This is a genomic window from Pseudomonas sp. CFBP13509 (genome assembly GCF_005233485.1).
GTDB classification, from domain to species: domain Bacteria; phylum Pseudomonadota; class Gammaproteobacteria; order Pseudomonadales; family Pseudomonadaceae; genus Aquipseudomonas; species Aquipseudomonas marginalis.
In genome coordinates this window covers 17,367-41,745 of record NZ_QGAA01000020.1, presented here as the reverse complement: position 1 = coordinate 41,745, position 24,379 = coordinate 17,367, and the positions used below count along the sequence as shown (strand labels likewise).

The window sequence follows — 24,379 nt, the reverse complement described above, 5'->3', positions numbered from 1 at the left end:
GAGTTGAAAATTGCCTGCCAGCCACCCCAAAAAGTGCGGTGCGCCGGCTGCAAATAAATAATTCGCATATTCATAGGGTTAGCTGCAAAAAAGATGTTGACACCCCTCCGGAATTCCGTAGAATGCCGCCTCACAGCAGGCACGTAGCTCAGTTGGTTAGAGCACCACCTTGACATGGTGGGGGTCGTTGGTTCGAGTCCAATCGCGCCTACCAAACAAAATCCGCTCTGCTGGGCGGTCTAGAAGGGCTCACCGAAAGGTGGGCCCTTTTTTGTTCATGCGATTTATTACTACCCGAAAATCTTCCCACCCCCCGCCTAAAGTAATCGACACCCAGGCCGATAGAGATCGCAAATCTCTTACTCTCGGACACTTGGCATGCTTATCAACATCAGCACTACCGCCTCCGTAGCAAGCACTCCAAGCACTGTCAGCTCGACGGCTGCCGCGACCAAGGAAAGCACAAGCAGCGCAGGCGGCACGACCGTCAACATGCACGCTGATTCCAATGGTGCGGCAGGTGTAAGTGGCGGTGGCGGTGGCCAAGCCTCCTCGCTCTCGAAGGAGTCCGATACCGTCAAAGAGTTGAAGAAGCAGATCGAGCAGTTGCAAAAGCAGCTTCAAGCGCAGCAGCAAGCCTTGCAGAAAGCTCAGTCCAGCAACCAGAGTGCAGAAGCCAAAGCGGCGGCAGTAGCGGCGGCGCAGATGCAGATCGCCGGCACTGCGGCGGCGTTGCAGACAGTGACTTCCGCACTGTTGCAGGCAGTCACCGATGAGGGCAACAGCACGTCGGGTTCGATGGTTAGTACCACCGCCTGATACTGGCAACAGTGTGTTGAGTCGCAGCCTTCACTGTCGATTCAACACACTTTCTCCCGCTCCCACCGTCAAGCGATACACATCCACCAGCGCCCACGCTCCCAGCAGCGCCACGCCGACGAACGCCACGCGAAAATCCCCGACCTGTGCCTGCATCTCATGCCCCTGCTGGGTCATGGATGCTCGTAGCAGCAGCGCCGCCACCGTTACGCCCATCCCCATGGCCAGCTGGAATGACATGCTGAACAGTGCCGAGGCCTCACTCATGCGCGGTTTGGGCACATCCGCGAAGCCGATCGAGTTGTAGCAGGTGAACTGCATCGAGCGGGACAACCCTCCCACAAATAACACGGCCGCGATCAGCACAAATGGGGTCTGCACCGTGAAAAGCGCGCAAGCGGCTATCGACACCACGCCGATTATCCCGTTCACCAGCAAGACCCGGCGAAACCCATAGCGGCGCATAATGGCCGTGGTGAACGGCTTCATCGCCAGATTGCCAGCGAATACCGCCAGCACCAGCAAGCCTGCGTCCACCGGGGACAAGCCAAAGGCGACTTGAAACAGCAGCGGCAGCAGGAACGGCAGGGCGCTGATGGCCAGGCGAAACAGCGAGCCGCCATAGATGCTCACACGAAATGTATCGATGGACAGGGTCTCGAGCGGCAATAACGGGTCGCTGGCATGGCGGCAATGGTGCACGGCCCACACTGCCAGCGCGATGCCTGCCGCGACCAGCACGGCGCCTGGAATAAGGCGTTCACCGGTCTGGTTACCCAGCCATTCCAGCCCGCCCAGCAGGGCCACACAGGCGCCTGCCAGCAGTACAAAACCCTTGGCATCGAACTGGCGCACGCTGGCTTCACGGTCTTCCGGTACAAGCCATAGTGCGGCGGCCAATGCCAGCGCACCCAGCGGCAGATTCACGTAGAAGATCCATGGCCACGATGCATGCGTCACGATCAAGCCGCCGACCAGCGGCCCCAGAATCGGCGCGACCAGGCCGGGCCAGGTAATGATCGCGATCATTTTCACCAAGTCTTTCTTATCCGTATTACGCAGCACGGCCAGGCGCCCCACGGGCACCATCAATGCGCCGCCGATGCCCTGCAGGACGCGGGCGAACACGAACATCTCGATACTTTGGCTGAGCCCGCAGAGCAGCGAAGCGAGGGTGAACAGGATGATTGCGCCAGCGAATACCCGGCGCGCACCAAAGCGGTCGGCGACCCAGCTGGACAGCGGTATGCAGATCGCCACGGCGAGGATATAGGCAGTGATGCCGATGTTCATGTCGACCGGTGTCACGCCAAAGGCCGATGCCATGGTTGGCAGCGCGGTGGCGATAACCGTGGCGTCGAGGTTCTCCATGAAGAAGGTCACGGCGACCACCAGGGCGATCAGACTGGTTTGTAGGCTGAGGCGGTTTTGCGCGGCGGAATCTGGAGTGGCTGAGCTCACCGGTGCTGCCCTTTTTCAGTGAACGGTTTGATGAAGAAGGCCGACCAACTGCCTGATGCGCCGCGCACGATAAACGGGCGGCGTTAAGATGAGCGAATCCTTCATGGTCTGTCCACGTCTTGTTACTTGTGGACTACTCAATTACCCACAAAATTTATTGGTTTGCAGCAACAATTTTTCTTGTTGGACACCTCCCGCTCCCAGGCAGCACAGTTGCCGCCACTGACGCTCGCCCTGACGGGCCAACAATAAAAAACCGAGCCGACTGCACGCCACTTCCTGCTGTGAACCCTTTGTTCACATCCTGCTGTAATGGCGCCGCAGCGCGCACTTAAGGACCTCTCCGCCATGCAAACTGTTGTGAACTTATGGCCGTTGATCGGCGTACTTGTGATCGTGGTTGGCTTTGTTTTGCGTTTCAATCCGCTGTTGGTGGTCACCGCCGCAGCTATCGCCACCGGGCTCGCTGCCCACTTCCCGCTGGAGAAAATCCTCGCCACTATGGGGGATGGTTTCCTACAGACTCGCGCCCTGCAATTGATCCTGTTGTTGCCCCTCGCCGTCATCGGTTTGCTGGAGCGCCACGGCTTGCGCCTGCACGCGCAGAACTGGATTGCGCGGTTTGAGCGCGCCACGGTCGGACGCCTGCTGATCATCTATCTGTTTGTACGCGAATCCACTGCAGCCATGGGCTTGACCAGCCTCGGCGGGCACCCGCAAATGGTGCGCCCGCTACTGGCCCCGATGGCCGAAGGCGCGGCGGAAAAGCGCTACGGCAAACTGCCGGACAAACTGCGTCACAAGGTGTTGGCCATGTGCGCCGCCACCGATAACGTCGGCCTGTTTTTTGGTGAGGACATCTTCGTCGCCTTTGGTGCGATTGCGTTGATGCATACCTTCCTGCTCGGTTCGGGGATTGATGTGGAGCCGCTGCACATTGCGGTGTGGGGTATTCCTACGGCGATTTGCGCCTTTATCATTCACGCGCTCCGACTTCATCGGTTTGACCGAAGACTGACCCGCGAGATGACGACCGCCGCGACCCCTGTGGAGGCCGCGCTATGATCATCTCTATCCAATACCTGTACTGGCTCGCCGGGGTCCTGCTGCTGATCACCGCCGGCATGATCCTGTTGGATCGAACCCATCCCAAGCGCTGGTCCAGCGCACTGTTCTGGCTGCTGTTCGCCATCCCGTTCCTGGTGGGGGAGCGCCTGCCCTCGGTGGTGGTCGGTGCGGGAGTGGTGGTGATGGCGCTGATCGCCGGCCTGGGCGGCGTCGGCCGTGGCACCCATGCTGAGTTGCATGACAAGGCTTCGCGCGCCAGTGCCGGCCGCCTCGGGCACAAGCTGTTTATCCCGGCGCTGGCGATCCCCCTGACCACCGTGATCGGTTCGGTCTTGCTCAAGCACACCCAGATTGGCGGGGTACCGCTGCTGGATCCGAAAAACACCACCTTCGTGTCCCTCGGCATCGGCTGCCTGATCGCCCTCGGCCTGGCGTGCTGGCTGACCCGTGATACCCCGGTGCAAGCCTTGCGCGAATCCCGGCGACTCACCGAGGCCCTGGGCTGGGCCATGGTGCTGCCGCAGATGCTGGCGATGCTTGGCCTGCTGTTCAATGAAGCCGGTGTCGGCACGGCTGTCGCCCATGTCACCACCACCTACATCAACCTGGATTTCAAGTTGGTGGCGGTCATGGTGTACGTGTTGGGCATGGCGCTGTTTACGGTGATCATGGGCAATGGCTTCGCGGCGTTCCCGGTGATGACCGGGGGCGTCGGCGTGCCGGTGCTGGTGGGTATCTACGGCGGTAACCCGGCGGTGATGGCCGCCATCGGTATGTTCTCCGGCTACTGCGGTACGCTGATGACGCCGATGGCGGCCAACTTCAATATCGTGCCGGCGGCGTTGCTGGAGTTGCCGGACAAGAACGCGGTGATCAAGGCGCAACTGCCGACCGCGTTGATGATGCTGGTGGTCAATATTGTCCTGCTTTATGTGTTGATGTGAGGCGACGATGCGAACTGTATTGCTGACGGGGTTCGAGCCCTTTGATCAAGACCTGGTGAATCCTTCCTGGGAAGCGGTGCGCCAGTTGGATGGCGTGCAACTCGACGATGATGTGCGCATTGTTGCGCGCCGATTGCCCTGTGCGTTTGCCACGGCGGGTGAATGCCTGCTCCAACTGATCAGTGAACTGCGTCCGGCGATGGTCATCGCCACTGGGTTGGCCCCCGGGCGCAGCGAAATATCCATCGAGCGGGTGGCGATCAACGTCAACGATGCACGCATCCCCGATAATCTGGGGGAGCAGCCCATCGACACGGCGGTGGTGGTCGGCGGCCCGGCGGCGTACTTTTCGACGCTGCCGATCAAGGCCATGGCCAGGGCGGTGCGCGAGGCAGGGATTGCGGTGTCGGTATCGCAGACGGCGGGCACATTCGTGTGCAACCAGGTGTTCTACCGCTTGCAGCACGAACTCGCGGGCACCGGTGTACGCAGTGGTTTTATCCACGTGCCGAACCAGCTGGGAGCGGGCCTGGTCGATGGGCTGCGCACCGCGGTGTCGACGGCGTGGAATACCCCGGTGGATGTGCTGGAAGTGGGCGGTCAGGTGAGTTGACGTCCCACGGGTGCGATAACCTCGACTACAGTTCAGCTACATTCCTGTGTTGGATAATCGCCATGATCAAGTGCCCGAAATTCGTGTCTGTTGCGCTTTCGCTTGTGTTGTTTGCCGCTGGCGGTATGGCCCTGGCTGATCCAGGCAATGGCAAGGGGCAAGGCAACGATAAAGGCAATGGTCACGGCGGACAGGGGCATGACAAGCCCAAGGGCAAGGGTGCAGCAGGCAGTCGCGGCCCCAGTGTAGACCGTGGCAGCGTGCTGAATGTGTTGGGCGGTTATCGCGACTACTGGAGCCCGGGGCCCGCCTTGCCGCCTGGCATCCAGAAGAACCTGGCCCGCGGCAAGCCGCTGCCGCCGGGCATTGCCAAGAAACTGGACGGGCGTTTGTTGGGCCGCTTGCCCCATTACGATGGGTACGAGTGGCAGCAGGCGGGCACCGACTTGATACTGGTGGCCATCGCGACGGGCATCATCTACGAAGTCCTCAATGGCGCCCTCGATTGAGCTGGCGGTGTCGCCCGCATGGCGCTCGACGCCGCCGTGTTATTGCCGGCGTCGTTGGCGTTTACAAGCCGCCAGGTGATCCGTAGATTGCATTGCGTCGATTATTCGTTTCAGCTCACGAGGAAACCCCGCAGTGTCCATCCGAGGTTCAGCCGTATTTACCCGCCCTTACCGCGCCTTTCTGTTCGATATGGATGGGACTCTGCTCAATTCGATTGCCGCGGCCGAGCGGGTATGGAGCATCTGGGCTGAACGCCATGGGCTGGAGGTGGCGACGTTCCTGGCCACGATCCATGGCGCCCGGGCGATCGACACCATCACGCGCCAGGCCTTGCCCGGCGTCGACCCGGAGGTTGAAGCGCAGTGGATTACCGAGGCTGAAATCAATGATGTGCAAGGTGTCGTTGCGATTGCCGGTGCCGTCGAGTTTCTGAACCGCTTGCCCGGCGATCAGTGGGCGCTGGTCACCTCTGCACCCAGGGAACTGGCGTTGCGTCGACTGCAAGCGGCAGGTATTACACCGCCAGCGGTGCTGGTCACGGCTGAAGACGTGGCTATCGGCAAGCCGAACCCTGCCTGTTATGTGCTCGGTGCGCAGCGCCTGGGGGTGTCAACGCAGGATTGCCTGGTGTTTGAGGATGCGACGGTGGGGATCCGTGCAGGGGAGGCGGCTGGCGCGGATGTGATGGTCGTGACCTCGACGCACCTCAAGCCCATGGCGACGGAGCATCCTTCGATCGATGGGTATGAACAGCTGCAGGTGCAACGCAGCGCTGATGGCTTGCTGTACTTGGCGCGCGCGACGGGCTGACGCAGCAAGGCCGAGCCGGCTACCGGGCTCGGCCTGTTTCGCGGGTGGCTGGATCAGGCGACGCCTGCATTCGATCACTGCGCATGCCTTGGCGTGACAGCACCATCTCCCTGAGAATCTCGTTGGCGAGCCGGGCAATCGCTTCGGCACCGCGATAATGCGCGCGCACGATTCCGGTGATTGCGAAGTGGTCGGTCTCCGGACCGCTGAGCACGGCCGAGAGGGTGCCGTCGGCGTGCAGCGTACAGGTGACCGTGTAGCTGGGCAGGCGGGCTGCCAATTCAGATTCGATTTGGGTTTTAGTGAGCGTGTCCATCTGTACCGGCACCTTCTACTGACTGTGCAAACACACCCAAGGATAGGTCCTGCTGCGAGGCTGTAAATACCAGCGATCTGAAAGCGAATCGGGGGTGGGCGTCAGCGTACGGTTTTGCGCACGATGCGTTGGCACAACTTGCGCTGCACGGCCATCTGGATGGGCTTGAGGCAGAACATGAACAGGTAGCCACACAGCAGGAGTACCAGGTCCAGCCGCGAACGGGGCGCTTCGGCGCCCTCTATTTCAAGCTTCAGGCCATATTCCAAGCCGACAAAGACCAGCCCCGTCAGCAGGGCGATCATCCAGGATCTGGAGAAAAATGGCTGGGCATTGCCTGGCAGCATCGACGTGCTCCTAAGTGCACACGGATGGCGGGATATCAGTCAGAGGATTCGGTTGCAAAGGGTGTAATAAGTTCCAGGCGTGAAGATAGTTTCATCTTGATGCATGGATGGGCATGCGGCAAAAAGCGCTTCGCGCAACAGAGACAAAAGCAGAGCAAAGAGGTTTTCGCCAGCCGTTACAGTGAACGAAAGGGCTGGCTACTGAGGGCGCTTCAAGGCGTCTGGTTTTTGTCCGGAGCGGACAGACCGGCCTGGATGCGCTGGTAAATCTCCTCGCGATGCACGGCAACATCCTTGGGTGCGTTGATGCCGATTCGTACTTGCTGGCCGCTGACGCCCAGGATGGTGATCGTAATGTCATCACCGATGTTTATGCTTTCACCGACTTTGCGGGTGAGTATAAGCATGGACTTCTCCTTGATTACTTTTAAGGACACATGTTCAGACAGGGCAGGTGTCGTATGTGTGTAGCTTACTGCTAAGCGCGTCCCTGTGACTGCCTCTTTTAGGACGCATAGAGGCGACATTAATTCCCATGGCGGCATCATACAGGTCTGGGATACATCATTCGCATTGTTTAAGCCAACGTTTATGACGGCCAGAATAGACAGTGAATGATAAAGTCGCCTCTTTATCCGTTGAAGGAGCAGGGCAGTGCGTAAAGTAGCGATGGCAATTGCGGTGTTGGCATTGGCCGGTTGCGGTGAAGGCAAAAGCGTCGATGCCCCCAAGGCCAAGCCTGCCGTAACCGAAAGCCAGCCACAAACCGGCGCGATTGCTGCCCAGGAATGGGACCTGCGAGTAGGCCCGCCGGACCACAAGCTGCAGGCAATCACCGACCTGACCGCCTGGTTGCTCGAACACGGGTTCAGTTTTTACATCGTGAAGGTCGACGGCAAGGACGAAGTGCTGCTGGGGCCATTTGCAACCAGGGCCGAGGCCGAGGCCAAGCAGACGCTGCTCAACGAGAAGATGGCGCGGGCCAAGAAAACTGACACGGTGTCCGAGATCATCGAGCACAAGGCCGCGCAGTAACCGCTGATTGGGCGGCATTGCCGCCCCTGTTCAACCGCAGGCTTTCAGGTTAACCGGGCCGACAAACTCATTGCCGCGCCCCATCACGCACGCCACCGTTTGGTTCCGCTGGCGCTCCCAGGCTTGTACCGGATAGGTCTTGTTCCAGGCTTCGTACAACTGGCGATCCTGTTTCGACAGGCGCAAGCCGTACTGCTTGCTCATGTAGAAATACGTGCGTGCGATCATCCCGCGAATGGACGGGCGCGGCATGACCTTCTTGGCCTTGAAATCCACCTGGGTCAGGCACGAACCGTACTGCCCGCTTTGCACCGGCAGCCAGCCAAAACTGAAGTTACTTCGATCTCCATTGACCTCGCCGATGCTCGGCACCAGGTTGTGCAGATCCGCTTCGGCACGCTTGAATACGTCGTCATGGCGGGTGCAGTTCTTGCGTCCGCCGTCCTGCCAGCACTGGCGCTGATGTCCGATCTGCCAGGCCGGAACAATGTGCTCCCACTCGATGCGCGCGGCACGGTTGGCGTTTTTGCGTGGGATGTAGCCGCAGGCTTTCAGGTCAACGCGGTTGCCGGTGTATTTGCAGCCGCAATAGAACTCGGTGGATTGTGGCGCGTACAGCTTCCAGGCGACCTTTTTGGCTTCGCTGAAGGTTCGGGGCGCCTGGGCATGGGCAGTGACAGCAAAAAGCAGGCAGCACACTGCAATAAAACGGGCACTCATTGAATCAATCTTCCTTCGGCACAACCCAGAAAATCTGCACGCCGCCGTCATCCCGATAGGCGAGGGTGACGTTGTCGTTCTCCGCGATTTCCTCCAGCAAGCGCTGCCACTCGTCTTCTGGCTCGTCCGGCAAGCGGAAGATCAAGGCTGCCTTGGCTTTTTGGGCGTTGGTGGAGTTGATGATCTTTTGCACACGAATGGCCAGGCGTTCGTAGGCATCAGGTGGGGTTAGGGCTGCGGAAGAGGACTTTGCCACGGAGTGTTCCTTAATAAGCTGTACGTGCATACAGTATTTAACTGTAGGCAATTTCGCAACTGCTTAAAATTCAATAAGTTCGTCTGACGGCGATTTAGGCGAGTTGATGTAAGGCGGGGAGGTGTTGGTTGCGGGATTTACGCAGGAGGTAGAGGCGGGTAAACCCGCCCCTACAGAGATGTCAGCAGGAATCAATATTCCCAGAACATCCGTTGCAGTTCTTTGCTGTCCTGGGTCTTGGTCAGGGCGACCATTGCCAGAATCCGCGCTTTCTGCGGGTTCAGGTCGAGGGCGGCGACCCAGTCGTATTTGTCGTCCGGCTGTTCGGCATTACGCAGCACCATGCCCCCGGCATTTACGTGGGAAGAACGGATGATCTGCACACCTTGTTTGCGCAATTCCACCAGCGCAGGAACCACTTTGGATGACACCGAACCATTGCCGGTGCCTGCGTGGATGATGGCTTTGGCGCCAGCCTGGGCCAGTGCCTTGTAGGCGGTGTCGCTCACGTTGCCGTAGCCATAGGCGATTTCAACATCGGGCAGGCTCTTGATGTTCTTGATATCGAATTCCGAGTCCATGGTGTGACGCTTGGCCGGCAGGCGGAACCAGTAGGACTTGCCTTCAACGACCATGCCCAGCGGGCCCCATGGGCTCTTGAAGGCTTCGGTCTTGATATTGATCATCTTGCTGACGTCGCGACCCGATTGGATCTCGTCGTTCATGGTCACCAGTACGCCTTTGCCGCGTGCATCCTTGCTGCCGGCCACGGCGACGGCGTTGTACAGGTTGAGCATGCCGTCGGCCGACATGGCGGTGCCTGGGCGCATGGAGCCGACCACCACGATAGGCTTGTCGGTTTTTTCCACCAGGTTCAAGAAGTAGGCGGTCTCTTCCAGGGTGTCGGTACCGTGGGTGATCACGATGCCGTCCACGTCCTTGCTGTCGGCCAGTTCGGCGACGCGGCGACCCAGTTGCAGCAGGTTCTCGTTGTTGATGCTTTCGGACGCAATTTGCATCACTTGCTCGCCACGCACATTGGCGATCTGGCTAAGCTCAGGAACACCGGCGATCAATTGCTCGATACCGACTTTGGCAGCCTGGTACGTCGCACTGTTGGCGGCGCTGGCGCCGGCGCCGGCAATGGTGCCGCCGGTGGCGAGGATCACCACGTTGGACAGTTTGGTCTTGGATTCAACCTCCTTTGCCTGGGCGGCAACGGGGAATAGCAGCAGAAGGGCCAACGCCCCCGGAACAAAGTTCTTCAATGCAGATTTCATTATTTTTCTCTCTGGTTTTTGATGAGTGCTGTAGCAGGTTCATCTAGAACACCTGGGCATTGCTGAATGCCTCCAGGCGCTGTGTAGGAGCAGGATCTGTACCATGCCGAATATGTTCGAGCATATAAATTAACTTGTTGATATATATAAATTTTTATTGATTGAGCGATGAGGTTTTGCTTGCTGGATGTCCGGCTTTCCGAACAACCTGAGGTGTGGCGTTCGGTTGTCCGAAAGTTATGACGAAAGAATCCTGAGTGCCGCGCCAAAACCTGTCGTTTCAGAGAACGACCGAACGTGGCAGATGTTTAAGAGCGGCCTTCGCAGGACGGGAGAGCCGGGGCTGGAGGTCTTGCATGAAAGGCCATGTTCTACCGTTGACAAATCTCGACAAGGTTCTCATAGTTTGGCTAACGCAAACGTTTGCGAGATGTTTCATGAGACCCTTGATTAGAGTCTCCTGTCAGCTCGTATCAGCCACCCGGGTGGGAGGGCCGCCGAAGCACACTTCGGTGCACGCGTTGCTCACAATAATCATAAGATCGGAGTGAACCCATGAAGCTGCCATTCGCTGGACGTCTTCTTGCTGTCGCTGTGCTTGCTGCCGCATCCGCCGCCTTACCTTTCTCCCCTGCATTCGCTGATGACGCTGCCGCCAAACCCAAGGTCGGCCTGGTGATGAAATCCCTCGCCAACGAATTTTTCGTGACCATGCAGGACGGTGCCAAGGCGTATCAGAAAGATCACGCCGCCGATTTCGACATGATCACCAACGGCATCAAGGACGAAACCGATACCAGCGCGCAAATCGGTATCGTCAAGCAGATGATCCTGGCCAAGGTCAATGCCATCGTTATCGCGCCTGCTGACTCCAAGGCACTGGTAAAAGTGCTGGAGGATGCCTCTAAAGCCGGGATCAAGATCGTCAACATCGATAACCGCCTGGACCCGGACGTGCTGAAAAGCAAAAACCTCGATATTCCCTTCGTCGGCCCCGACAACCGCAAAGGCGCCAAACTGGTGGGCGACTACCTGGCCAAGCAACTGGCTGCCGGCGACAAGGTCGGCATTATCGAAGGCGTACCGACCACCACCAACGCCCAGCAGCGCACCGCGGGCTTCAAGGATGCGATGGACGCTGCCGGTATGAAGATCGTTTCCACCCAATCCGGCAACTGGGAAATTGACCAGGGCCAGAAAGTGGCCTCGGCCATGCTGAGCGAACACCCGGACCTCAAGGCGCTGCTGGCCGGTAACGACAACATGGCCCTGGGCGCAGTCTCCGCCGTACGTGCTGCAGGCAAGGCCGGTAAGGTGCTGGTGGTGGGTTACGACAACATCGACGCCATCAAGCCGATGCTGCAGGACGGTCGTGTTCTGGCGACCGCCGACCAGGCGGCTGCGCAGCAAGCGGTGTTCGGTATCCAGAACGCCCTCAAGCTGGTCAAGGGTGAGAAAGTCGATGCCAAGGATGGCATGATCGAAACCCCGGTCGAACTCGTCCTCAAGAAGTAATCCTGGCAGCACCCAACAGCGTCCGCCCGTCCTGGGCGGACGCCTGGAGATTTTCCTATGTCATCTTCCGCTCCGAACGCTGTCCTCTCGGTCAGCGGTATCGGTAAGACCTATGCCCAACCGGTTCTGGCCGACATTACCCTCACGCTTAACCGTGGTGAAGTACTGGCGCTGACCGGTGAAAACGGCGCGGGCAAGAGTACCTTGTCGAAGATCGTCGGCGGGCTGGTCACCCCGACCACCGGGCACATGCAATTCCAGGGGCAGGATTACCGTCCGGCCAGCCGTACCCAGGCTGAAGCGTTGGGCGTGCGCATGGTCATGCAGGAACTCAATCTGCTGCCGACGCTGACCGTGGCCGAAAACCTGTTTCTGGATAACCTGCCCAGCCACTGTGGCTGGATCAGCCGCAAGCAATTGCGCAAAGCCGCGATCGAGGCCATGGCCCAGGTCGGCCTGGACGCCATCGACCCGGACACTCTGGTCGGTAGCCTCGGCATCGGCCATCAACAGATGGTCGAGATCGCCCGCAACCTGATCGGCGACTGCCATGTGCTGATCCTCGACGAGCCCACCGCGATGCTCACGGCCCGCGAAGTCGAGATGCTGTTTGAGCAAATCACCCGCCTGCAGGCCCGGGGCGTGGCGATCATTTATATTTCGCACCGGCTCGAAGAACTGGCCCGTGTCGCCCAGCGCATTGCGGTATTGCGCGACGGCAAGCTGGTCTGCGTCGAGCCGATGGCCAATTACAACAGCGAACAACTGGTCACCTTGATGGTGGGCCGGGAGCTGGGAGAACACATCGACCTGGGGCCGCGCAACATCGGCGGCCCAGCCCTGACCGTGAAGGGCCTGACCCGCTCGGACAAAGTCCGCGACGTATCCTTTGAAGTGCGTGCCGGTGAGATATATGGCATCTCCGGCCTGATCGGCGCCGGTCGTACAGAGTTACTGCGGCTTATCTTCGGTGCCGACCTGGCCGACAGCGGCACTGTGGCTTTGGGTTCGCCGGCCCAGGTGGTGAATATTCGCTCGCCGGTGGATGCCGTGGGTCATGGCATTGCCCTGATCACCGAGGACCGCAAGGGCGAAGGGCTGCTGCTGACCCAGTCGATCAGTGCGAATATCGCACTGGGCAACATGCCGGAAATTTCCGCTGGCGGCCTGGTCAATAGCCGCGATGAAACTGCCTTGGCCAAGCGCCAGATCGATGCCATGCGGATCCGCAGTTCCAGCCCGGCGCAATTGGTGTCCGAACTGTCCGGTGGCAACCAGCAGAAAGTGGTGATCGGCCGCTGGCTGGAGCGCGACTGCTCGGTGATGCTGTTCGACGAGCCCACCCGTGGCATTGATGTCGGTGCCAAGTTCGATATTTATGCCTTGCTGGGTGAATTGACTCGCCAGGGCAAGGCGCTGGTGGTGGTGTCCAGCGACCTGCGTGAACTCATGCTGATCTGCGACCGCATCGGCGTGCTGTCCGCCGGGCGCTTGATCGAGACCTTCGAGCGCGACAGCTGGACCCAGGACGAATTGCTCGCCGCCGCCTTTGCCGGCTATCAGAAACGTGATGCGCTGCTCAACGACGCAGTGCTTAGGGATACCCCATGAAACTAACAACTTCCCCCGGTAAAACCGGCGGCAACTTCTACGGCTTGGGCACCTACCTGGGGCTGGCCGGTGCATTGCTGGCGATGATCGCGCTGTTTTCGGTGCTCAGTGATCACTTCCTGTCCTATGACACGTTCAGCACCCTGGCCAACCAGATTCCTGACCTGATGGTGCTGGCGGTGGGCATGACCTTCATCCTGATCATCGGCGGTATCGACCTGTCGGTGGGCTCGGTATTGGCGTTGGCGGCATCGGCGGTCAGCGTGGCGATTCTCGGGTGGGGCTGGAGTGTCTTGCCGGCTGCCTTGCTCGGCATGGGCTGCGCCGCGTTGGCCGGCACTATTACCGGCTCGATCACGGTGGCCTGGCGCATTCCATCGTTTATCGTGTCCCTCGGCGTGTTGGAAATGGCCCGTGGCGTCGCGTACCAGATGACCGGCTCGCGCACGGCCTATATCGGCGATTCGTTTGCCTGGCTGTCCAACCCGATCGCCTTCGGCATTTCGCCGTCGTTTATCATCGCTTTGCTGGTGATCATTGCCGCCCAGCTGGTATTGACCCGCACCGTATTCGGTCGTTACCTGATCGGTATCGGCACCAACGAAGAAGCCGTACGCCTGGCCGGGATCAATCCCAAGCCGTACAAGATTCTGGTGTTCAGTCTTATGGGCCTGCTGGCCGGTGTGGCGGCGCTGTTCCAGATTTCGCGCCTGGAAGCGGCAGACCCGAATGCCGGTGCCGGCCTCGAGCTGCAAGTGATCGCCGCAGTGGTGATCGGCGGCACCAGCCTGATGGGCGGGCGTGGTTCGGTGATCAGTACCTTCTTCGGTGTGTTGATTATTTCGGTATTGGCCGCCGGCCTGGCGCAGATCGGTGCCACGGAGCCCACCAAGCGCATCATCACCGGTGCCGTGATCGTGATCGCCGTGGTCCTGGATACTTATCGCAGCCGTCGTGCCAGTCGGCGAGGCTGAACCATGGCAACGATCAAGGATGTGGCCGCGATTGCAGGTATTTCCTACACCACCGTGTCCCATGTGGTGAACAAGACGCGCCCGGTGAGCGAGCCGGTACGGATCAAGGTTGAAGCGGCGATCAAACAGCTCGACTACGTGCCCAGTGCCGTCGCGCGTTCGCTCAAGGCCAAGACCACGGCCACCATCGGATTGCTGGTGCCCAACAGCCTCAACCCGTATTTTGCCGAGCTGGCCCGGGGCATCGAGGATTATTGTGAGCGTAACGGCTACTGCGTGATTCTCTGCAACTCCGACGACAACGCGGAAAAACAACGCAGCTATTTGCGGGTGTTGCTGGAGAAGCGCGTCGATGGCTTGATCGTGACTTCGGTAGGCGGTGATGACAGCGGCCTCGCCGCAGGCTTGAGCGCCGTGCGCACGCCCATGGTGATTGTCGACCGGGCTCTGGATGGCATCGATGTCGACCTGGTACGCATCGACCACGAGGAGGGCGCCTACCTGGCGACCCGGCACTTGCTTGAGCTGGGGCATCGGGACATCGCCTGCATCGGCGGCCCGGCCCACACCCGCGTCGCGCAAATGCGCCTGGCGGGTTACCAGCGTGCGCTCCATGAAGCCGGTGTGGCGGTGGTGGCCGATCGCATCCAGGAAAGCGACTTCACCAGCACCGGCGGTTATGCTGCTGCCGTGCAATTGCTGGCGCAGAACCCGCCCAGCGCGATTTTTGCCAGCAACGACATGATCGGCTTCGGCGTGTTGCGCGCGGCGGCGGAGCGCAATATCCGCGTGCCCGGTGAACTGTCGGTGATCGGTTTCGATGACATTCAAATGGGCCGCTACGTGTACCCGGCGCTGACCACGGTCGGGCAGTCGATCCTGCAACTGGGCGAGACCGCGGCCGAGCTTTTACTGCGACGAATTGCAACCCCCCAACTGCCGATCGATCAACGCATCGTGACGCCGAGCATCGTGTTGCGTGAATCGACGGCGCCCGTCGCCGGTGTGTTCGCCCAATACCGCTGAACCGAATTGATGAGTACTGATGTATGCCAGCAAAAGTAGTGGTAATAGGCAGCTTGAACATGGACCTGGTCACCCGCGCGAGTCGGCTGCCCCGTGCCGGTGAGACCCTGGTCGGCCAGACGTTTTCCACGGTGCCTGGCGGCAAGGGCGCCAACCAGGCAGTGGCCTCGGCGCGACTGGGTGCGGATGTGGCAATGATCGGCTGTGTCGGTAGCGATGCCTATGGCACTGAACTGCGTGGCGCCTTGCTGGTGGAAGGTATCGATTGCCAGGCGGTGAGCACCGTGGACGGTTCCAGTGGCGTGGCCTTGATTGTGGTGGACGACAGCAGCCAGAACGCGATTGTGATCGTTGCCGGCAGCAACGGCGAGCTGACACCCGCCTCACTGCAGGCGTCCGATGCGGTGCTGCAGGCTGCCGATGTGATTATCTGCCAGCTGGAAGTGCCGATGGATACCGTGGGCTACACCCTCAAGCGCGGTCGTGAACTGGGCAAGACCGTGATCCTCAACCCGGCGCCGGCCAGCGGCCCGTTGCCCGCCGACTGGTACGCCTCGGTCGACTACCTGATTCCCAACGAAAGCGAAGCCAGCGCACTGAGCGGCGTGACAGTCGACTCCCTCGACAGTGCCAAGGTCGCGGCGACACGGTTGATCCAGGCGGGAGCTGGCAAAGTCATTATTACCCTGGGTGCCCAAGGTGCGTTGTTTGCCGATGGCCAGGGCTTTGAGCACCTGGTGGCGCCCAAGGTCAAGGCGGTGGATACCACCGCTGCCGGCGATACCTTTGTCGGTGGTTTTGCCGCAGCACTGGCCAGTGGCAAAAGTGAAGCCGAGGCCATCCGTTTCGGCCAGGTCGCGGCAGCCTTGTCAGTCACCCGTGCTGGTGCGCAACCCTCCATTCCTACGCTGCATGACGTTCAAGGTTTTGTGTTTTTATGAAAAAGACGCCTCTGCTCAATATCGCCTTGTCGCGGTTGATCGCATCCCTGGGCCATGGTGACATCCTGGTGATCGGCGACGCCGGCCTGCCAGTGCCGCCCGGGGTCGAGTTGATCGACCTGGCGCTGACCCAGGGCATTCCCGACTTCATCAGCACCTTGCGTATCGTGCTCAGTGAAATGCAGGTGGAAAGCCACGTACTGGCGGAAGAAATCCTGCTCAAGCAGCCACCCGCGCTGACGGAGCTGAACGCTTTGGCTGAACAGGCCGCCCTCGGCGAGCGACGTCTGCTCAGCCATGAACAATTCAAGCAACTGAGCCGTAGCGCGCGCGCTGTCGTGCGTACCGGCGAGTGCCAGCCTTACTGCAATATCGCGCTGGTCTCCGGCGTAACCTTCTAGAGTTTCCCAACGACAAGGAGTGTTTTATGCAACGTGGTCTGCCAACCCTGAAAAACCTGTTTCGGAGTGTCCTGCTTTTGTCCGCACTCACTGCTGCCAGCGCCCAAGCGGCGGAAAAAATCGACTTGATCATCGACACCGACCCAGGTGCCGACGACGTGGTGGCCTTGCTCTTCGCCATGGCTTCCCCGGACGAATTGAACATTCGTGCACTGACCACCGTCGCCGGCAACGTGCGCCTGGACAAGACCTCGCGTAACGCGCGCCTGGCCCGCGAGTGGGCCGGGCGTGAAGAAATCCCGGTGTACGCCGGCGCACCCAAGCCGCTGTTGCGCACACCGATCTATGCCGAGAACATCCATGGCAAAGAAGGTATTTCCGGCGTCACCGTCCATGAGCCTAAAAAGGGCCTGGCCGAAGGCAACGCCGTTGATTACCTGATCAAGACCCTGCGTGCGGCCAAGCCTCACAGCATCACCATTGCCATGCTCGGTCCGCAGACCAACCTGGCGCTGGCCTTGACCCAGGACCCGGAAATCACCCAAGGCATCAAGGAAGTGGTGGTGATGGGGGGCGCGCACTTCAACGGCGGCAATATCACCCCGGTTGCCGAGTTCAACCTGTTCGCCGATCCGATTGCAGCCGAGATTGTGCTCAAGAGTGGCGTCAAGCTGACCTACCTGCCGCTGGACGTGACCCACAAGGTGCTGACCAGCGAGGCGCGCCTGAAGAAGATCGCCGACATCAACAACAACGCGAGCAAGGTCGTCGGCGATATTCTCAATGAATACGTCAAGGGCGATATGGAACACTACGGCATCCCGGGCGGCCCGGTACATGATGCCACTGTCATCGCCTATCTGCTCAAGCCGTCCTTGTTCACAGGGCGTCAGGCCAATATGGTGGTGGACAGCCGCGAAGGCCCGACCTTCGGCCAGACCATCGTTGATTGGTACGACGGCCTGAAGCAGACAAAAAATGTGTTCTGGGTTGAGAACGGCGACGCCCAGGGCTTCTTCGATCTGCTCACCGAGCGCCTGGCACGCTTGAAGTAACCCGGTCGACGTTCGCCAGCCGGTTCTTATTCGCGCTCGGGGTCTGGTGCCCCCATGTGATCGGCCGGGTATTTTTCGAATACCTGGCCGATGAACGCCTGTGCCGCCTGGGTGCCGAGTTCCTTGACCAGCAGGTCGATACCGATGATTGCCAGTTCCTCCGGGCTTCCTGGGCTGTAGGAACTTTGTCCTTGGGGCCATTTGGCTTTGATGTCGGCTTGGAGCGTTACGGTGGTCATGGAAGTCTCACGGATTGAAATGCTGGGCAATGCGCTGGAACGCGGCTCTAACCGGCGCAGTTAATCATTTTGCGCGGGGTTTGGCACTGCTACTTAGGCATGAAGCAGGTGCTGTGCGACACTGTCCTCCTGTTTAATTGCCGGGGGACCCCGCGTGCAGATCGATTTGAATAACCCCGAGAACCTGACACTGGCCGCCGTGCGTCAACTGATCGCCAGTGCCAGTGATGACGAGCATACCCAGTTGCGTGTAACCAGGGCCGGAATTGCCTACATATCTTCTGGGGTGGTGGGAGGCACTGACATCGATGGCCTGCTGTTCCGCCTGGAGACCTGGGCCAAGGGTTCCGGTTATGTCGGCAATGTCGCGGCCAGCGACGAGGTCTGGGTTACACAGATTTTCAATGCGCTGAAGCAGAACTGGCCGAAGCCGCCGTTTGATTACATCGACGTCTACTGATTGCGCTCATATTTGGTCACGATTGATCGGGCGAATGCCTGCTGATAGTCGGGCAGACTTACCTATCGGCGGTTTACGTTTTGAAACCTATCAGCCAGACCGCTGTCGCACGATCTCTGTTCATTTTTCAATAGGAGGCTTCATGCCTTGGAAGCTCGCATCATTCGGTACTTTGTTGGCAGCACTCGCGTTGGCGGGTTGCAGCACCCCGGGTGCCTCTGAGCCAGCCAAAGACGCCGCCGTGACCGATGCCGGTCATAGCCGCTGTGAGTCGAAGGCCGCCGAATTCAGCATTGGCCAGAAAGCCTCGCCGCAGTTGCTGGAGCAGGCCCGTACCCGTGCTGGCGCACAGAACGCGCGGATCCTCAAGCCCAACGATATGATCACGCTGGAATACCGCTCCGACCGACTGAACCTGAACACCGATGACAAACTGGTGATCACACGCGTTAATTGCGGCTGATCGTTTCCAGGCTTTTGCAACGCCCATAAAAAACCCCGTCACATGGACGGGGTTTTTTTAGCTCAGCGGAGAATTACTCGCCGCGAACCTGTGCAGCTTGCATACCCTTTTGGCCTTTCTCAGCCACGAAGGAAACGGTTTGGCCTTCTTTCAGGCTTTTGAAACCGTCGCTTTCGATAGCTTTGAAGTGTACGAACAGGTCGTCACCGCCACCTTGAGGAGTGATGAAGCCGAAGCCTTTTTCATCGTTGAACCATTTAACGGTGCCGGTTTGGCGATTAGACATGGTGTATCTCCAAGAAACATATATTTTCAGTAGTGCTGTGCTGCTCAGGCCAACTGGGCACACTGGGCTATCATAGTCGAAATGTTCGGCTTGGGAGCCCCCCCAAGGCATTGTTTGCTAATCAATAGCGTTGCGTTTGCTACTTGTGTCGGCTGAAAGCCCCGATCTACGGGGCTTCGGCGCGAAATATCAGCTGGTAAAAAAAGCCGTAAAAGCTGCGTAATTTGTGCGAAATGGCAGTTTTCAGGCTGTTTTCCTGCCAAAACGGCCGTCTGATCAAGGCCCGATCTTACTTTTTCTTCACGACTTTGCAGGACGAAATAGCCGCGACTGCCTTGTTTTTAAGCTCCGGGCTGGCGTTCTGGTTAGTCATGAGCTCTTTGATTTCCGCAGTGCTCAATTCGGCGTTGATCTTGTCGGCGCCACATTCGCAGTGGGCCTTGGCAGTCTTGACGTCTACGTTCTGGCTGGCGGCCGCGCTGCAGTCGCTGACGAAACTGTCACGGGCACCGGCTGGCCAATTGGATGGAGCGGCAGCCTGCGCGCCGAGGGAAAGGAGGCTCAGGGTAGCGGCGAAAGCGAGGGTCGAGGTAAAACGCATCATGGGATGCTCCTTTGATTCGAGGACGAACGGCGATTCTCAGTGGGTTTGAGGTGTGGCGTACAGCTCAAGTTCACTTTTGCAGCTATAAAGGCTGGAATTTGTCTTTGCAGCGGATACTGCCGGCGCGATGACCGTTCATCTGTGCTAGCATCTTCGGCCTGGCTAATTCCGGGCGCGCCATTTGCCGCCTTGCCATGTTTCTTTTCAGCTCACTCCAGTCACTGTGGTTCGATTATCGGTTGGCCGAAAGGCTCCTGCCGCTGTAAGGCAGGCGTTCATCACTGAACGGCCTGGTGTTGGATCTTGTACTGGCTCATCCCAACCCACGTGACCTTTGGTAGGGGTCACCACTAGGAGAGGAGGCGCCATGCCAACTATTACTCTTCCCGACGGCAGTCAACGTTCATTCGATCATTCGGTTTCCGTAGCCGAGGTCGCCGCATCCATTGGTGCTGGCCTGGCCAAGGCCACCGTGGCCGGCAAGGTCGATGGCAAGCTGGTTGACGCCAGCGACCTGATCACCTCCGATGCCAGCCTGCAAATCATCACGCCCAAGGATCAAGAGGGGCTGGAGATCATTCGCCACTCCTGCGCGCACTTGATTGGCCATGCGGTCAAGCAGCTGTATCCGACTGCGAAGATGGTGATCGGCCCGGTCATCGACGAAGGCTTTTATTACGATATCGCCTACGAGCGTCCTTTCACCCCGGACGATCTGGCCGCTATCGAACAGCGCATGCACGCCCTGATCGAAAAAGATTACGACGTCATCAAGAAAGTCACTCCGCGCGCCGAAGTGATCGACGTGTTCACTGCGCGTGGCGAAGACTACAAGCTGCGCCTGGTGGAAGACATGCCGGACGAGCAGGCCATGGGCCTGTACTACCACGAAGAATACGTCGATATGTGCCGTGGTCCCCACGTGCCGAACACGCGCTTCCTCAAGTCCTTCAAGCTGACCAAGCTGTCCGGTGCCTACTGGCGCGGCGACGCGAAGAACGAGCAGCTGCAACGCATCTACGGTACTGCCTGGGCTGACAAGAAGCAGCTGGCCGCCTATATCCAGCGCATTGAGGAGGCCGAAAAACGCGACCACCGCAAGATCGGCAAGCGCCTGAACCTGTTCCACCTCCAGGAAGAAGCGCCGGGCATGGTGTTCTGGCACCCGAACGGCTGGACCCTGTACCAGGTGCTCGAGCAGTACATGCGCAAGGTTCAGCGCGACAACGGTTACCTGGAGATCAAGACCCCACAGGTCGTTGATCGCAGCCTGTGGGAGAAATCCGGGCACTGGGCCAACTACGCCGACAATATGTTCACCACCCAGTCGGAAAACCGCGACTACGCCATCAAGCCGATGAACTGCCCATGCCACGTGCAGGTGTTCAATCAAGGCCTGAAGAGCTATCGCGAGTTGCCGATGCGCCTGGCCGAGTTCGGTGCCTGCCACCGTAACGAGCCATCGGGTGCGTTGCACGGCATCATGCGGGTACGCGGCTTCACCCAGGACGACGCCCACATCTTCTGTACCGAAGAGCAGATGCAGGCCGAATCCGCCGCGTTCATCAAGCTGACCATGGACGTTTATCGTGATTTCGGCTTTACCGAAGTCGAGATGAAGCTGTCCACTCGTCCGGAAAAACGCGTCGGTTCCGACGAACTGTGGGATCGCGCCGAAGCGGCCCTGGCCGCAGCGCTAGACAGTGCGGGCCTTGCGTACGATCTGCAGCCGGGTGAGGGGGCCTTCTACGGGCCGAAGATCGAGTTCTCGTTGAAAGATTGCCTTGGCCGTGTCTGGCAATGTGGTACCTTGCAGCTCGATTTTAACCTGCCGATCCGTTTGGGAGCCGAATACGTCTCCGAAGATAACAGTCGTAAACACCCGGTTATGCTGCACCGGGCGATCCTGGGCTCGTTCGAACGGTTCGTCGGTATCCTGATCGAGCACTACGAGGGTGCGTTCCCTGCGTGGCTGGCTCCGACTCAGGCAGTGATCATGAATATCACTGATAAACAGGCGGATTTTGCTGCTGAAGTTGAAAAAACTCTCAACGAAAGCGGATTTCGTGCCAAGTCCGACTTGAGAAATGAAAAGATCGGCTTTAAAATCCGCGAGCATACTTTGCTCAAGGTTCCCTATCTTTTGGTTATCGGAGATCGGGAAGTCGAGATGCAGACTGTCGCTGTGCGTACTCGTGAAGGTGCTGACCTGGGCTCGATGCCCGTCGCCCAGTTCGCTGAGTTCCTCGCGCAAGCGGTTTCCCGGCGTGGTCGCCCAGATTCGGAGTAATTATTATTAAGCGTGAAATGAGACAAGATAAACGAGCTGCACCGAAAGCCCCGATCAACGAGAATATCTCGGCACGCGAGGTTCGGTTAATTGGCGCTGACGGCGAGCAGATTGGCATCGTCTCGATTGATGAAGCGCTTCGTATTGCAGAAGAGTCCAAGTTGGACCTGGTGGAAATCTCCGCCGATGCAATCCCACCCGTTTGCCGGGTGATGGACTACGGCAAGTCGATCTTCGAAAAGAAGAAGCAGGTTGCCGCGGCGAAGAAGAACCAGAAGCAGATTCAAGTAAAAGAAATCAAGTTTCGTCCAGGGACGGAGGAAGGGGATTACCAGGTAAAACTGCGCAACCTGGTACGTTTCCTGAGTGATGGGGACAGGGCCAAGGTATCCTTGCGATTCCGCGGCCGTGAGATGGCCCACCAGGAGCTGGGGATGGAACTCCTCAAGCGGGTTGAAGCTGACCTGCTCGAGTACGGTTCGGTCGAACAGCATCCTAAGATGGAAGGACGCCAGCTGATCATGGTCATCGCCCCGAAAAAGAAGAAGTAATCAACAGGGCACGGCAGGCCTTCTGATTATGTTTATCAACTGAATGCGGAGTATCCGAACATGCCAAAGATGAAGACTAAAAGTGGTGCTGCTAAGCGGTTTCTGAAAACTGCTAACGGTATCAAGCACAAGCACGCTTTCAAGAGCCACATCCTGACCAAAATGTCGACCAAGCGTAAGCGTCAACTGCGCGGTAGCAGCTTGCTGCATCCGTCTGACGTGGCAAAAGTCGAGCGCATGCTGCGCCTTCGTTAATTTTGGATCAAGAATAGAGGAAGTAACTCATGGCTCGTGTAAAGCGTGGCGTCATTGCCCGTAAACGTCACAAAAAAATTCTGAAACTCGCTAAAGGCTACTACGGCGCGCGTTCACGCGTATTCCGTGTTGCCAAGCAAGCGGTAATCAAGGCAGGCCAATACGCCTACCGCGACCGTCGTCAGAAAAAACGTCAGTTCCGCGCTCTGTGGATCGCTCGTATCAACGCTGGTGCACGTGTTAACGGTCTGTCTTACAGCCGTTTCATCGCTGGCCTGAAAAAAGCGTCCATCGAAATCGACCGTAAGGTTCTGGCTGAACTGGCCGTGAACGAAAAAGCGGTGTTTGCTGCGATTGTCGAGAAAGCTAAAGCCACCTTGGCTTAAGTACCCCCGACAGTCACCCTGGGCTGCGCCTGTAGCCCAAGGTGGTAAACGTCATAAATAGGGGAAGAGCCTTCAAGCTCTTCCCCTATTTTGTATCTGGAGTCTGTACATGGAAAACCTGGACGCGCTCGTCGCTCAAGCTCTTGAGGCTGTGCAAAGCGCTGAAGATATCAATGCCCTGGAGCAAATCCGGGTTCACTACCTTGGCAAAAAGGGTGAATTGACTCAGGTGATGAAGACCCTGGGAAATTTGCCGGCTGAAGAGCGCCCGCAATTCGGCGCGCTGATCAACGTTGCCAAGGAGCGTGTCACAGAGGTGCTCAATGCGCGCAAGGCGACCATGGAGGAGGCCGATCTCGCAGCCAAACTCGCCGCCGAGTCCATTGATGTAACCCTGCCTGGTCGTGGCCAGGCCTCGGGCGGTCTGCATCCGATCACCCGGACTCTGGAACGTATCGAGCAGTTCTTCACCCATATCGGCTACGGCATTGCCGAAGGCCCTGAGGTCGAAGACGACTATCACAACTTCGAGGCGCTCAACATCCCAGGCCATCACCCGGCCCGGTCGATGCACGACACCTTCTATTTCAATGCAAACATGCTGTTGCGCACCCATACCTCCCCGGTACAGGTCCGCACCATGGAAGCGAACAAGCCGCCGATCCGCATTGTCTGCCCAGGCCGTGTGTACCGCAGCGACTCCGATATCACCCACTCGCCGATGTTCCACCAGGTCGAAGGCCTGCTGGTTGATCGCGACATCAACTTCGCCGACCTCAAGGGCACCATCGAAGAGTTCCTGCGAGTGTTCTTCGAGAAAGAGCTGGCGGTGCGTTTCCGTCCATCATTCTTCCCGTTCACCGAGCCATCCGCAGAAGTCGACATGGAATGCGTGATGTGCAGCGGTAAAGGCTGCCGCGTCTGCAAGCAGACTGGCTGGCTGGAAGTGATGGGCTGCGGCATGGTTCACCCCAACGTGCTGCGCATGTCCGGGATCGATCCGGAAGAGTTCTCGGGCTTTGCCTTCGGCATGGGCGTTGAGCGTCTGGCCATGCTGCGTTACGGCGTGAACGACTTGCGTCTGTTCTTCGACAACGACTTGCGGTTCCTCGCGCAATTTCGCTAGTCGTAACGAATCTTTAG

The 24,379-nt window shown here is 58.8% G+C and carries 31 protein-coding genes and 1 tRNA gene; 22 read left to right on the top strand and 10 right to left on the bottom strand.

The genetic code is table 11. The features are described 5' to 3' along the window. Window positions 1–137 precede the first annotated feature (137 nt). Window positions 138–214: transfer RNA gene (locus PspCFBP13509_RS26020), tRNA-Val, on the top strand. 164 nt (window positions 215–378) lie between these two features. Continuing rightward, window positions 379–819: a hypothetical protein gene (locus PspCFBP13509_RS26015; RefSeq protein ID WP_065948011.1), complete on the top strand. Its 441-nt coding sequence runs from the start codon at window positions 379–381 to the stop codon at window positions 817–819. A 30-nt stretch (window positions 820–849) separates the two neighbouring features. Here PspCFBP13509_RS26015 and PspCFBP13509_RS26010 read toward each other — a convergent pair whose 3' ends face one another. Next, complete coding sequence (locus PspCFBP13509_RS26010) at window positions 850–2,280, bottom strand: DHA2 family efflux MFS transporter permease subunit (RefSeq protein WP_137212878.1); 1,431 nt, start codon at window positions 2,278–2,280, stop codon at window positions 850–852. A gap of 348 nt (window positions 2,281–2,628) precedes the next feature. Between PspCFBP13509_RS26010 and PspCFBP13509_RS26005 the strand changes: the two genes are divergently transcribed. The 5 genes from PspCFBP13509_RS26005 to PspCFBP13509_RS25985 all read left to right on the top strand — a co-directional run bounded on the left by PspCFBP13509_RS26005 (window position 2,629) and on the right by PspCFBP13509_RS25985 (window position 6,225). After that, window positions 2,629–3,345 carry a DUF969 domain-containing protein gene (locus PspCFBP13509_RS26005; RefSeq protein WP_065927249.1) on the top strand — a complete coding sequence of 239 codons (717 nt, stop codon included), beginning with the start codon at window positions 2,629–2,631 and terminating at the stop codon, window positions 3,343–3,345. Beyond that, window positions 3,342–4,292, top strand: a complete 951-nt coding sequence (locus PspCFBP13509_RS26000; RefSeq protein ID WP_065948012.1) for a DUF979 domain-containing protein — start codon at window positions 3,342–3,344, stop codon at window positions 4,290–4,292. Before PspCFBP13509_RS26005 ends, PspCFBP13509_RS26000 begins: the two co-directional genes overlap by 4 nt. A gap of 7 nt (window positions 4,293–4,299) precedes the next feature. Continuing rightward, a complete protein-coding gene (gene pcp / locus PspCFBP13509_RS25995) occupies window positions 4,300–4,905 on the top strand; it encodes a pyroglutamyl-peptidase I (protein ID WP_065927251.1) in 606 nt (201 codons plus the stop codon). A 62-nt stretch (window positions 4,906–4,967) separates the two neighbouring features. Further along, window positions 4,968–5,414 (top strand): anti-virulence regulator CigR family protein, encoded by a 447-nt coding sequence (locus PspCFBP13509_RS25990; RefSeq protein ID WP_065927252.1) that lies wholly within the window; start codon window positions 4,968–4,970, stop codon window positions 5,412–5,414. A 133-nt stretch (window positions 5,415–5,547) separates the two neighbouring features. Further along, window positions 5,548–6,225: an HAD-IA family hydrolase gene (locus PspCFBP13509_RS25985; protein WP_065948013.1), complete on the top strand. Its 678-nt coding sequence runs from the start codon at window positions 5,548–5,550 to the stop codon at window positions 6,223–6,225. 19 nt (window positions 6,226–6,244) lie between these two features. Here PspCFBP13509_RS25985 and PspCFBP13509_RS25980 read toward each other — a convergent pair whose 3' ends face one another. From PspCFBP13509_RS25980 to csrA, 3 genes are all read right to left on the bottom strand, one after another. Beyond that, window positions 6,245–6,541: a hypothetical protein gene (locus PspCFBP13509_RS25980; protein ID WP_137212877.1), complete on the bottom strand. Its 297-nt coding sequence runs from the start codon at window positions 6,539–6,541 to the stop codon at window positions 6,245–6,247. Window positions 6,542–6,642: 101 nt separating this feature from the next. Continuing rightward, window positions 6,643–6,888, bottom strand: a complete 246-nt coding sequence (locus tag PspCFBP13509_RS25975) for a hypothetical protein (RefSeq protein WP_027604094.1) — start codon at window positions 6,886–6,888, stop codon at window positions 6,643–6,645. A 212-nt stretch (window positions 6,889–7,100) separates the two neighbouring features. Next, window positions 7,101–7,295 (bottom strand): carbon storage regulator CsrA, encoded by a 195-nt coding sequence (gene csrA / locus PspCFBP13509_RS25970; RefSeq protein WP_027604095.1) that lies wholly within the window; start codon window positions 7,293–7,295, stop codon window positions 7,101–7,103. Between the two features lie 262 nt (window positions 7,296–7,557). Between csrA and PspCFBP13509_RS25965 the strand changes: the two genes are divergently transcribed. Continuing rightward, window positions 7,558–7,923 carry a penicillin-binding protein activator LpoB gene (locus PspCFBP13509_RS25965; RefSeq protein WP_065927254.1) on the top strand — a complete coding sequence of 122 codons (366 nt, stop codon included), beginning with the start codon at window positions 7,558–7,560 and terminating at the stop codon, window positions 7,921–7,923. 30 nt (window positions 7,924–7,953) lie between these two features. Here the strand turns inward: PspCFBP13509_RS25965 and PspCFBP13509_RS25960 are convergent, their stop codons facing one another. From PspCFBP13509_RS25960 to PspCFBP13509_RS25950, 3 genes are all read right to left on the bottom strand, one after another. Beyond that, window positions 7,954–8,643 carry an endonuclease gene (locus tag PspCFBP13509_RS25960; protein ID WP_027604097.1) on the bottom strand — a complete coding sequence of 230 codons (690 nt, stop codon included), beginning with the start codon at window positions 8,641–8,643 and terminating at the stop codon, window positions 7,954–7,956. 4 nt (window positions 8,644–8,647) lie between these two features. After that, a complete protein-coding gene (locus tag PspCFBP13509_RS25955) occupies window positions 8,648–8,899 on the bottom strand; it encodes a DUF1654 domain-containing protein (RefSeq protein ID WP_174562738.1) in 252 nt (83 codons plus the stop codon). A gap of 191 nt (window positions 8,900–9,090) precedes the next feature. Then, window positions 9,091–10,179 (bottom strand): asparaginase, encoded by a 1,089-nt coding sequence (locus PspCFBP13509_RS25950; RefSeq protein WP_010209102.1) that lies wholly within the window; start codon window positions 10,177–10,179, stop codon window positions 9,091–9,093. A 555-nt stretch (window positions 10,180–10,734) separates the two neighbouring features. Between PspCFBP13509_RS25950 and PspCFBP13509_RS25945 the strand changes: the two genes are divergently transcribed. From PspCFBP13509_RS25945 to PspCFBP13509_RS25915, 7 genes are read left to right on the top strand one after another with little or no spacing between them, the layout of a single operon-like run. Next, the gene (locus PspCFBP13509_RS25945) at window positions 10,735–11,694 is read left to right on the top strand and encodes a sugar ABC transporter substrate-binding protein (RefSeq protein WP_027604099.1); all 960 of its coding nucleotides are present in this window, start codon (window positions 10,735–10,737) and stop codon (window positions 11,692–11,694) included. A gap of 57 nt (window positions 11,695–11,751) precedes the next feature. Beyond that, window positions 11,752–13,305: a sugar ABC transporter ATP-binding protein gene (locus tag PspCFBP13509_RS25940; protein WP_137212876.1), complete on the top strand. Its 1,554-nt coding sequence runs from the start codon at window positions 11,752–11,754 to the stop codon at window positions 13,303–13,305. Further along, window positions 13,302–14,279, top strand: coding sequence for an ABC transporter permease (locus PspCFBP13509_RS25935; RefSeq protein WP_065927257.1), 978 nt, complete (start codon window positions 13,302–13,304; stop codon window positions 14,277–14,279). Before PspCFBP13509_RS25940 ends, PspCFBP13509_RS25935 begins: the two co-directional genes overlap by 4 nt. Window positions 14,280–14,282: 3 nt before the next feature. Beyond that, window positions 14,283–15,305 (top strand): LacI family DNA-binding transcriptional regulator, encoded by a 1,023-nt coding sequence (locus PspCFBP13509_RS25930; protein ID WP_065927258.1) that lies wholly within the window; start codon window positions 14,283–14,285, stop codon window positions 15,303–15,305. Between the two features lie 23 nt (window positions 15,306–15,328). After that, complete coding sequence (rbsK, locus tag PspCFBP13509_RS25925; protein ID WP_137212875.1) at window positions 15,329–16,246, top strand: ribokinase; 918 nt, start codon at window positions 15,329–15,331, stop codon at window positions 16,244–16,246. Beyond that, a complete protein-coding gene (rbsD, locus tag PspCFBP13509_RS25920; protein ID WP_065927260.1) occupies window positions 16,243–16,647 on the top strand; it encodes a D-ribose pyranase in 405 nt (134 codons plus the stop codon). Before rbsK ends, rbsD begins: the two co-directional genes overlap by 4 nt. Window positions 16,648–16,673: 26 nt before the next feature. Then, window positions 16,674–17,702, top strand: a complete 1,029-nt coding sequence (locus PspCFBP13509_RS25915; RefSeq protein ID WP_027604105.1) for a nucleoside hydrolase — start codon at window positions 16,674–16,676, stop codon at window positions 17,700–17,702. Window positions 17,703–17,728: 26 nt separating this feature from the next. Here PspCFBP13509_RS25915 and PspCFBP13509_RS25910 read toward each other — a convergent pair whose 3' ends face one another. After that, window positions 17,729–17,941 carry a hypothetical protein gene (locus PspCFBP13509_RS25910; protein WP_027604106.1) on the bottom strand — a complete coding sequence of 71 codons (213 nt, stop codon included), beginning with the start codon at window positions 17,939–17,941 and terminating at the stop codon, window positions 17,729–17,731. A gap of 154 nt (window positions 17,942–18,095) precedes the next feature. Between PspCFBP13509_RS25910 and PspCFBP13509_RS25905 the strand changes: the two genes are divergently transcribed. Both PspCFBP13509_RS25905 and PspCFBP13509_RS25900 read left to right on the top strand, forming a co-directional pair. Beyond that, window positions 18,096–18,401, top strand: a complete 306-nt coding sequence (locus PspCFBP13509_RS25905) for a hypothetical protein (RefSeq protein ID WP_065927262.1) — start codon at window positions 18,096–18,098, stop codon at window positions 18,399–18,401. A gap of 142 nt (window positions 18,402–18,543) precedes the next feature. Then, a complete protein-coding gene (locus PspCFBP13509_RS25900) occupies window positions 18,544–18,864 on the top strand; it encodes an I78 family peptidase inhibitor (RefSeq protein WP_137212874.1) in 321 nt (106 codons plus the stop codon). 73 nt (window positions 18,865–18,937) lie between these two features. Here PspCFBP13509_RS25900 and PspCFBP13509_RS25895 read toward each other — a convergent pair whose 3' ends face one another. Further along, complete coding sequence (locus PspCFBP13509_RS25895) at window positions 18,938–19,150, bottom strand: cold-shock protein (protein ID WP_003234260.1); 213 nt, start codon at window positions 19,148–19,150, stop codon at window positions 18,938–18,940. A 289-nt stretch (window positions 19,151–19,439) separates the two neighbouring features. Beyond that, a complete protein-coding gene (locus PspCFBP13509_RS25890; RefSeq protein ID WP_027604109.1) occupies window positions 19,440–19,754 on the bottom strand; it encodes a hypothetical protein in 315 nt (104 codons plus the stop codon). A gap of 367 nt (window positions 19,755–20,121) precedes the next feature. Between PspCFBP13509_RS25890 and thrS the strand changes: the two genes are divergently transcribed. From thrS to pheS, 5 genes are all read left to right on the top strand, one after another. Next, window positions 20,122–22,044 (top strand): threonine--tRNA ligase, encoded by a 1,923-nt coding sequence (gene thrS, locus PspCFBP13509_RS25885; RefSeq protein WP_048719014.1) that lies wholly within the window; start codon window positions 20,122–20,124, stop codon window positions 22,042–22,044. Further along, window positions 22,044–22,595 (top strand): translation initiation factor IF-3, encoded by a 552-nt coding sequence (infC, locus tag PspCFBP13509_RS25880; protein ID WP_015884933.1) that lies wholly within the window; start codon window positions 22,044–22,046, stop codon window positions 22,593–22,595. The genes thrS and infC overlap by 1 nt, the downstream gene beginning before the upstream one ends. Window positions 22,596–22,655: 60 nt before the next feature. After that, on the top strand, window positions 22,656–22,850 hold the full coding sequence (rpmI, locus tag PspCFBP13509_RS25875; protein ID WP_002553160.1) for a 50S ribosomal protein L35: 195 nt from the start codon (window positions 22,656–22,658) through the stop codon (window positions 22,848–22,850). A 29-nt stretch (window positions 22,851–22,879) separates the two neighbouring features. Next, entirely contained in the window at window positions 22,880–23,236 is a 357-nt protein-coding gene (rplT, locus tag PspCFBP13509_RS25870) for a 50S ribosomal protein L20 (protein WP_003174975.1), read from the top strand. Window positions 23,237–23,345: 109 nt separating this feature from the next. Next, on the top strand, window positions 23,346–24,362 hold the full coding sequence (gene pheS / locus PspCFBP13509_RS25865; RefSeq protein WP_065927263.1) for a phenylalanine--tRNA ligase subunit alpha: 1,017 nt from the start codon (window positions 23,346–23,348) through the stop codon (window positions 24,360–24,362). The last annotated feature ends 17 nt before the right edge of the window (window positions 24,363–24,379 follow it).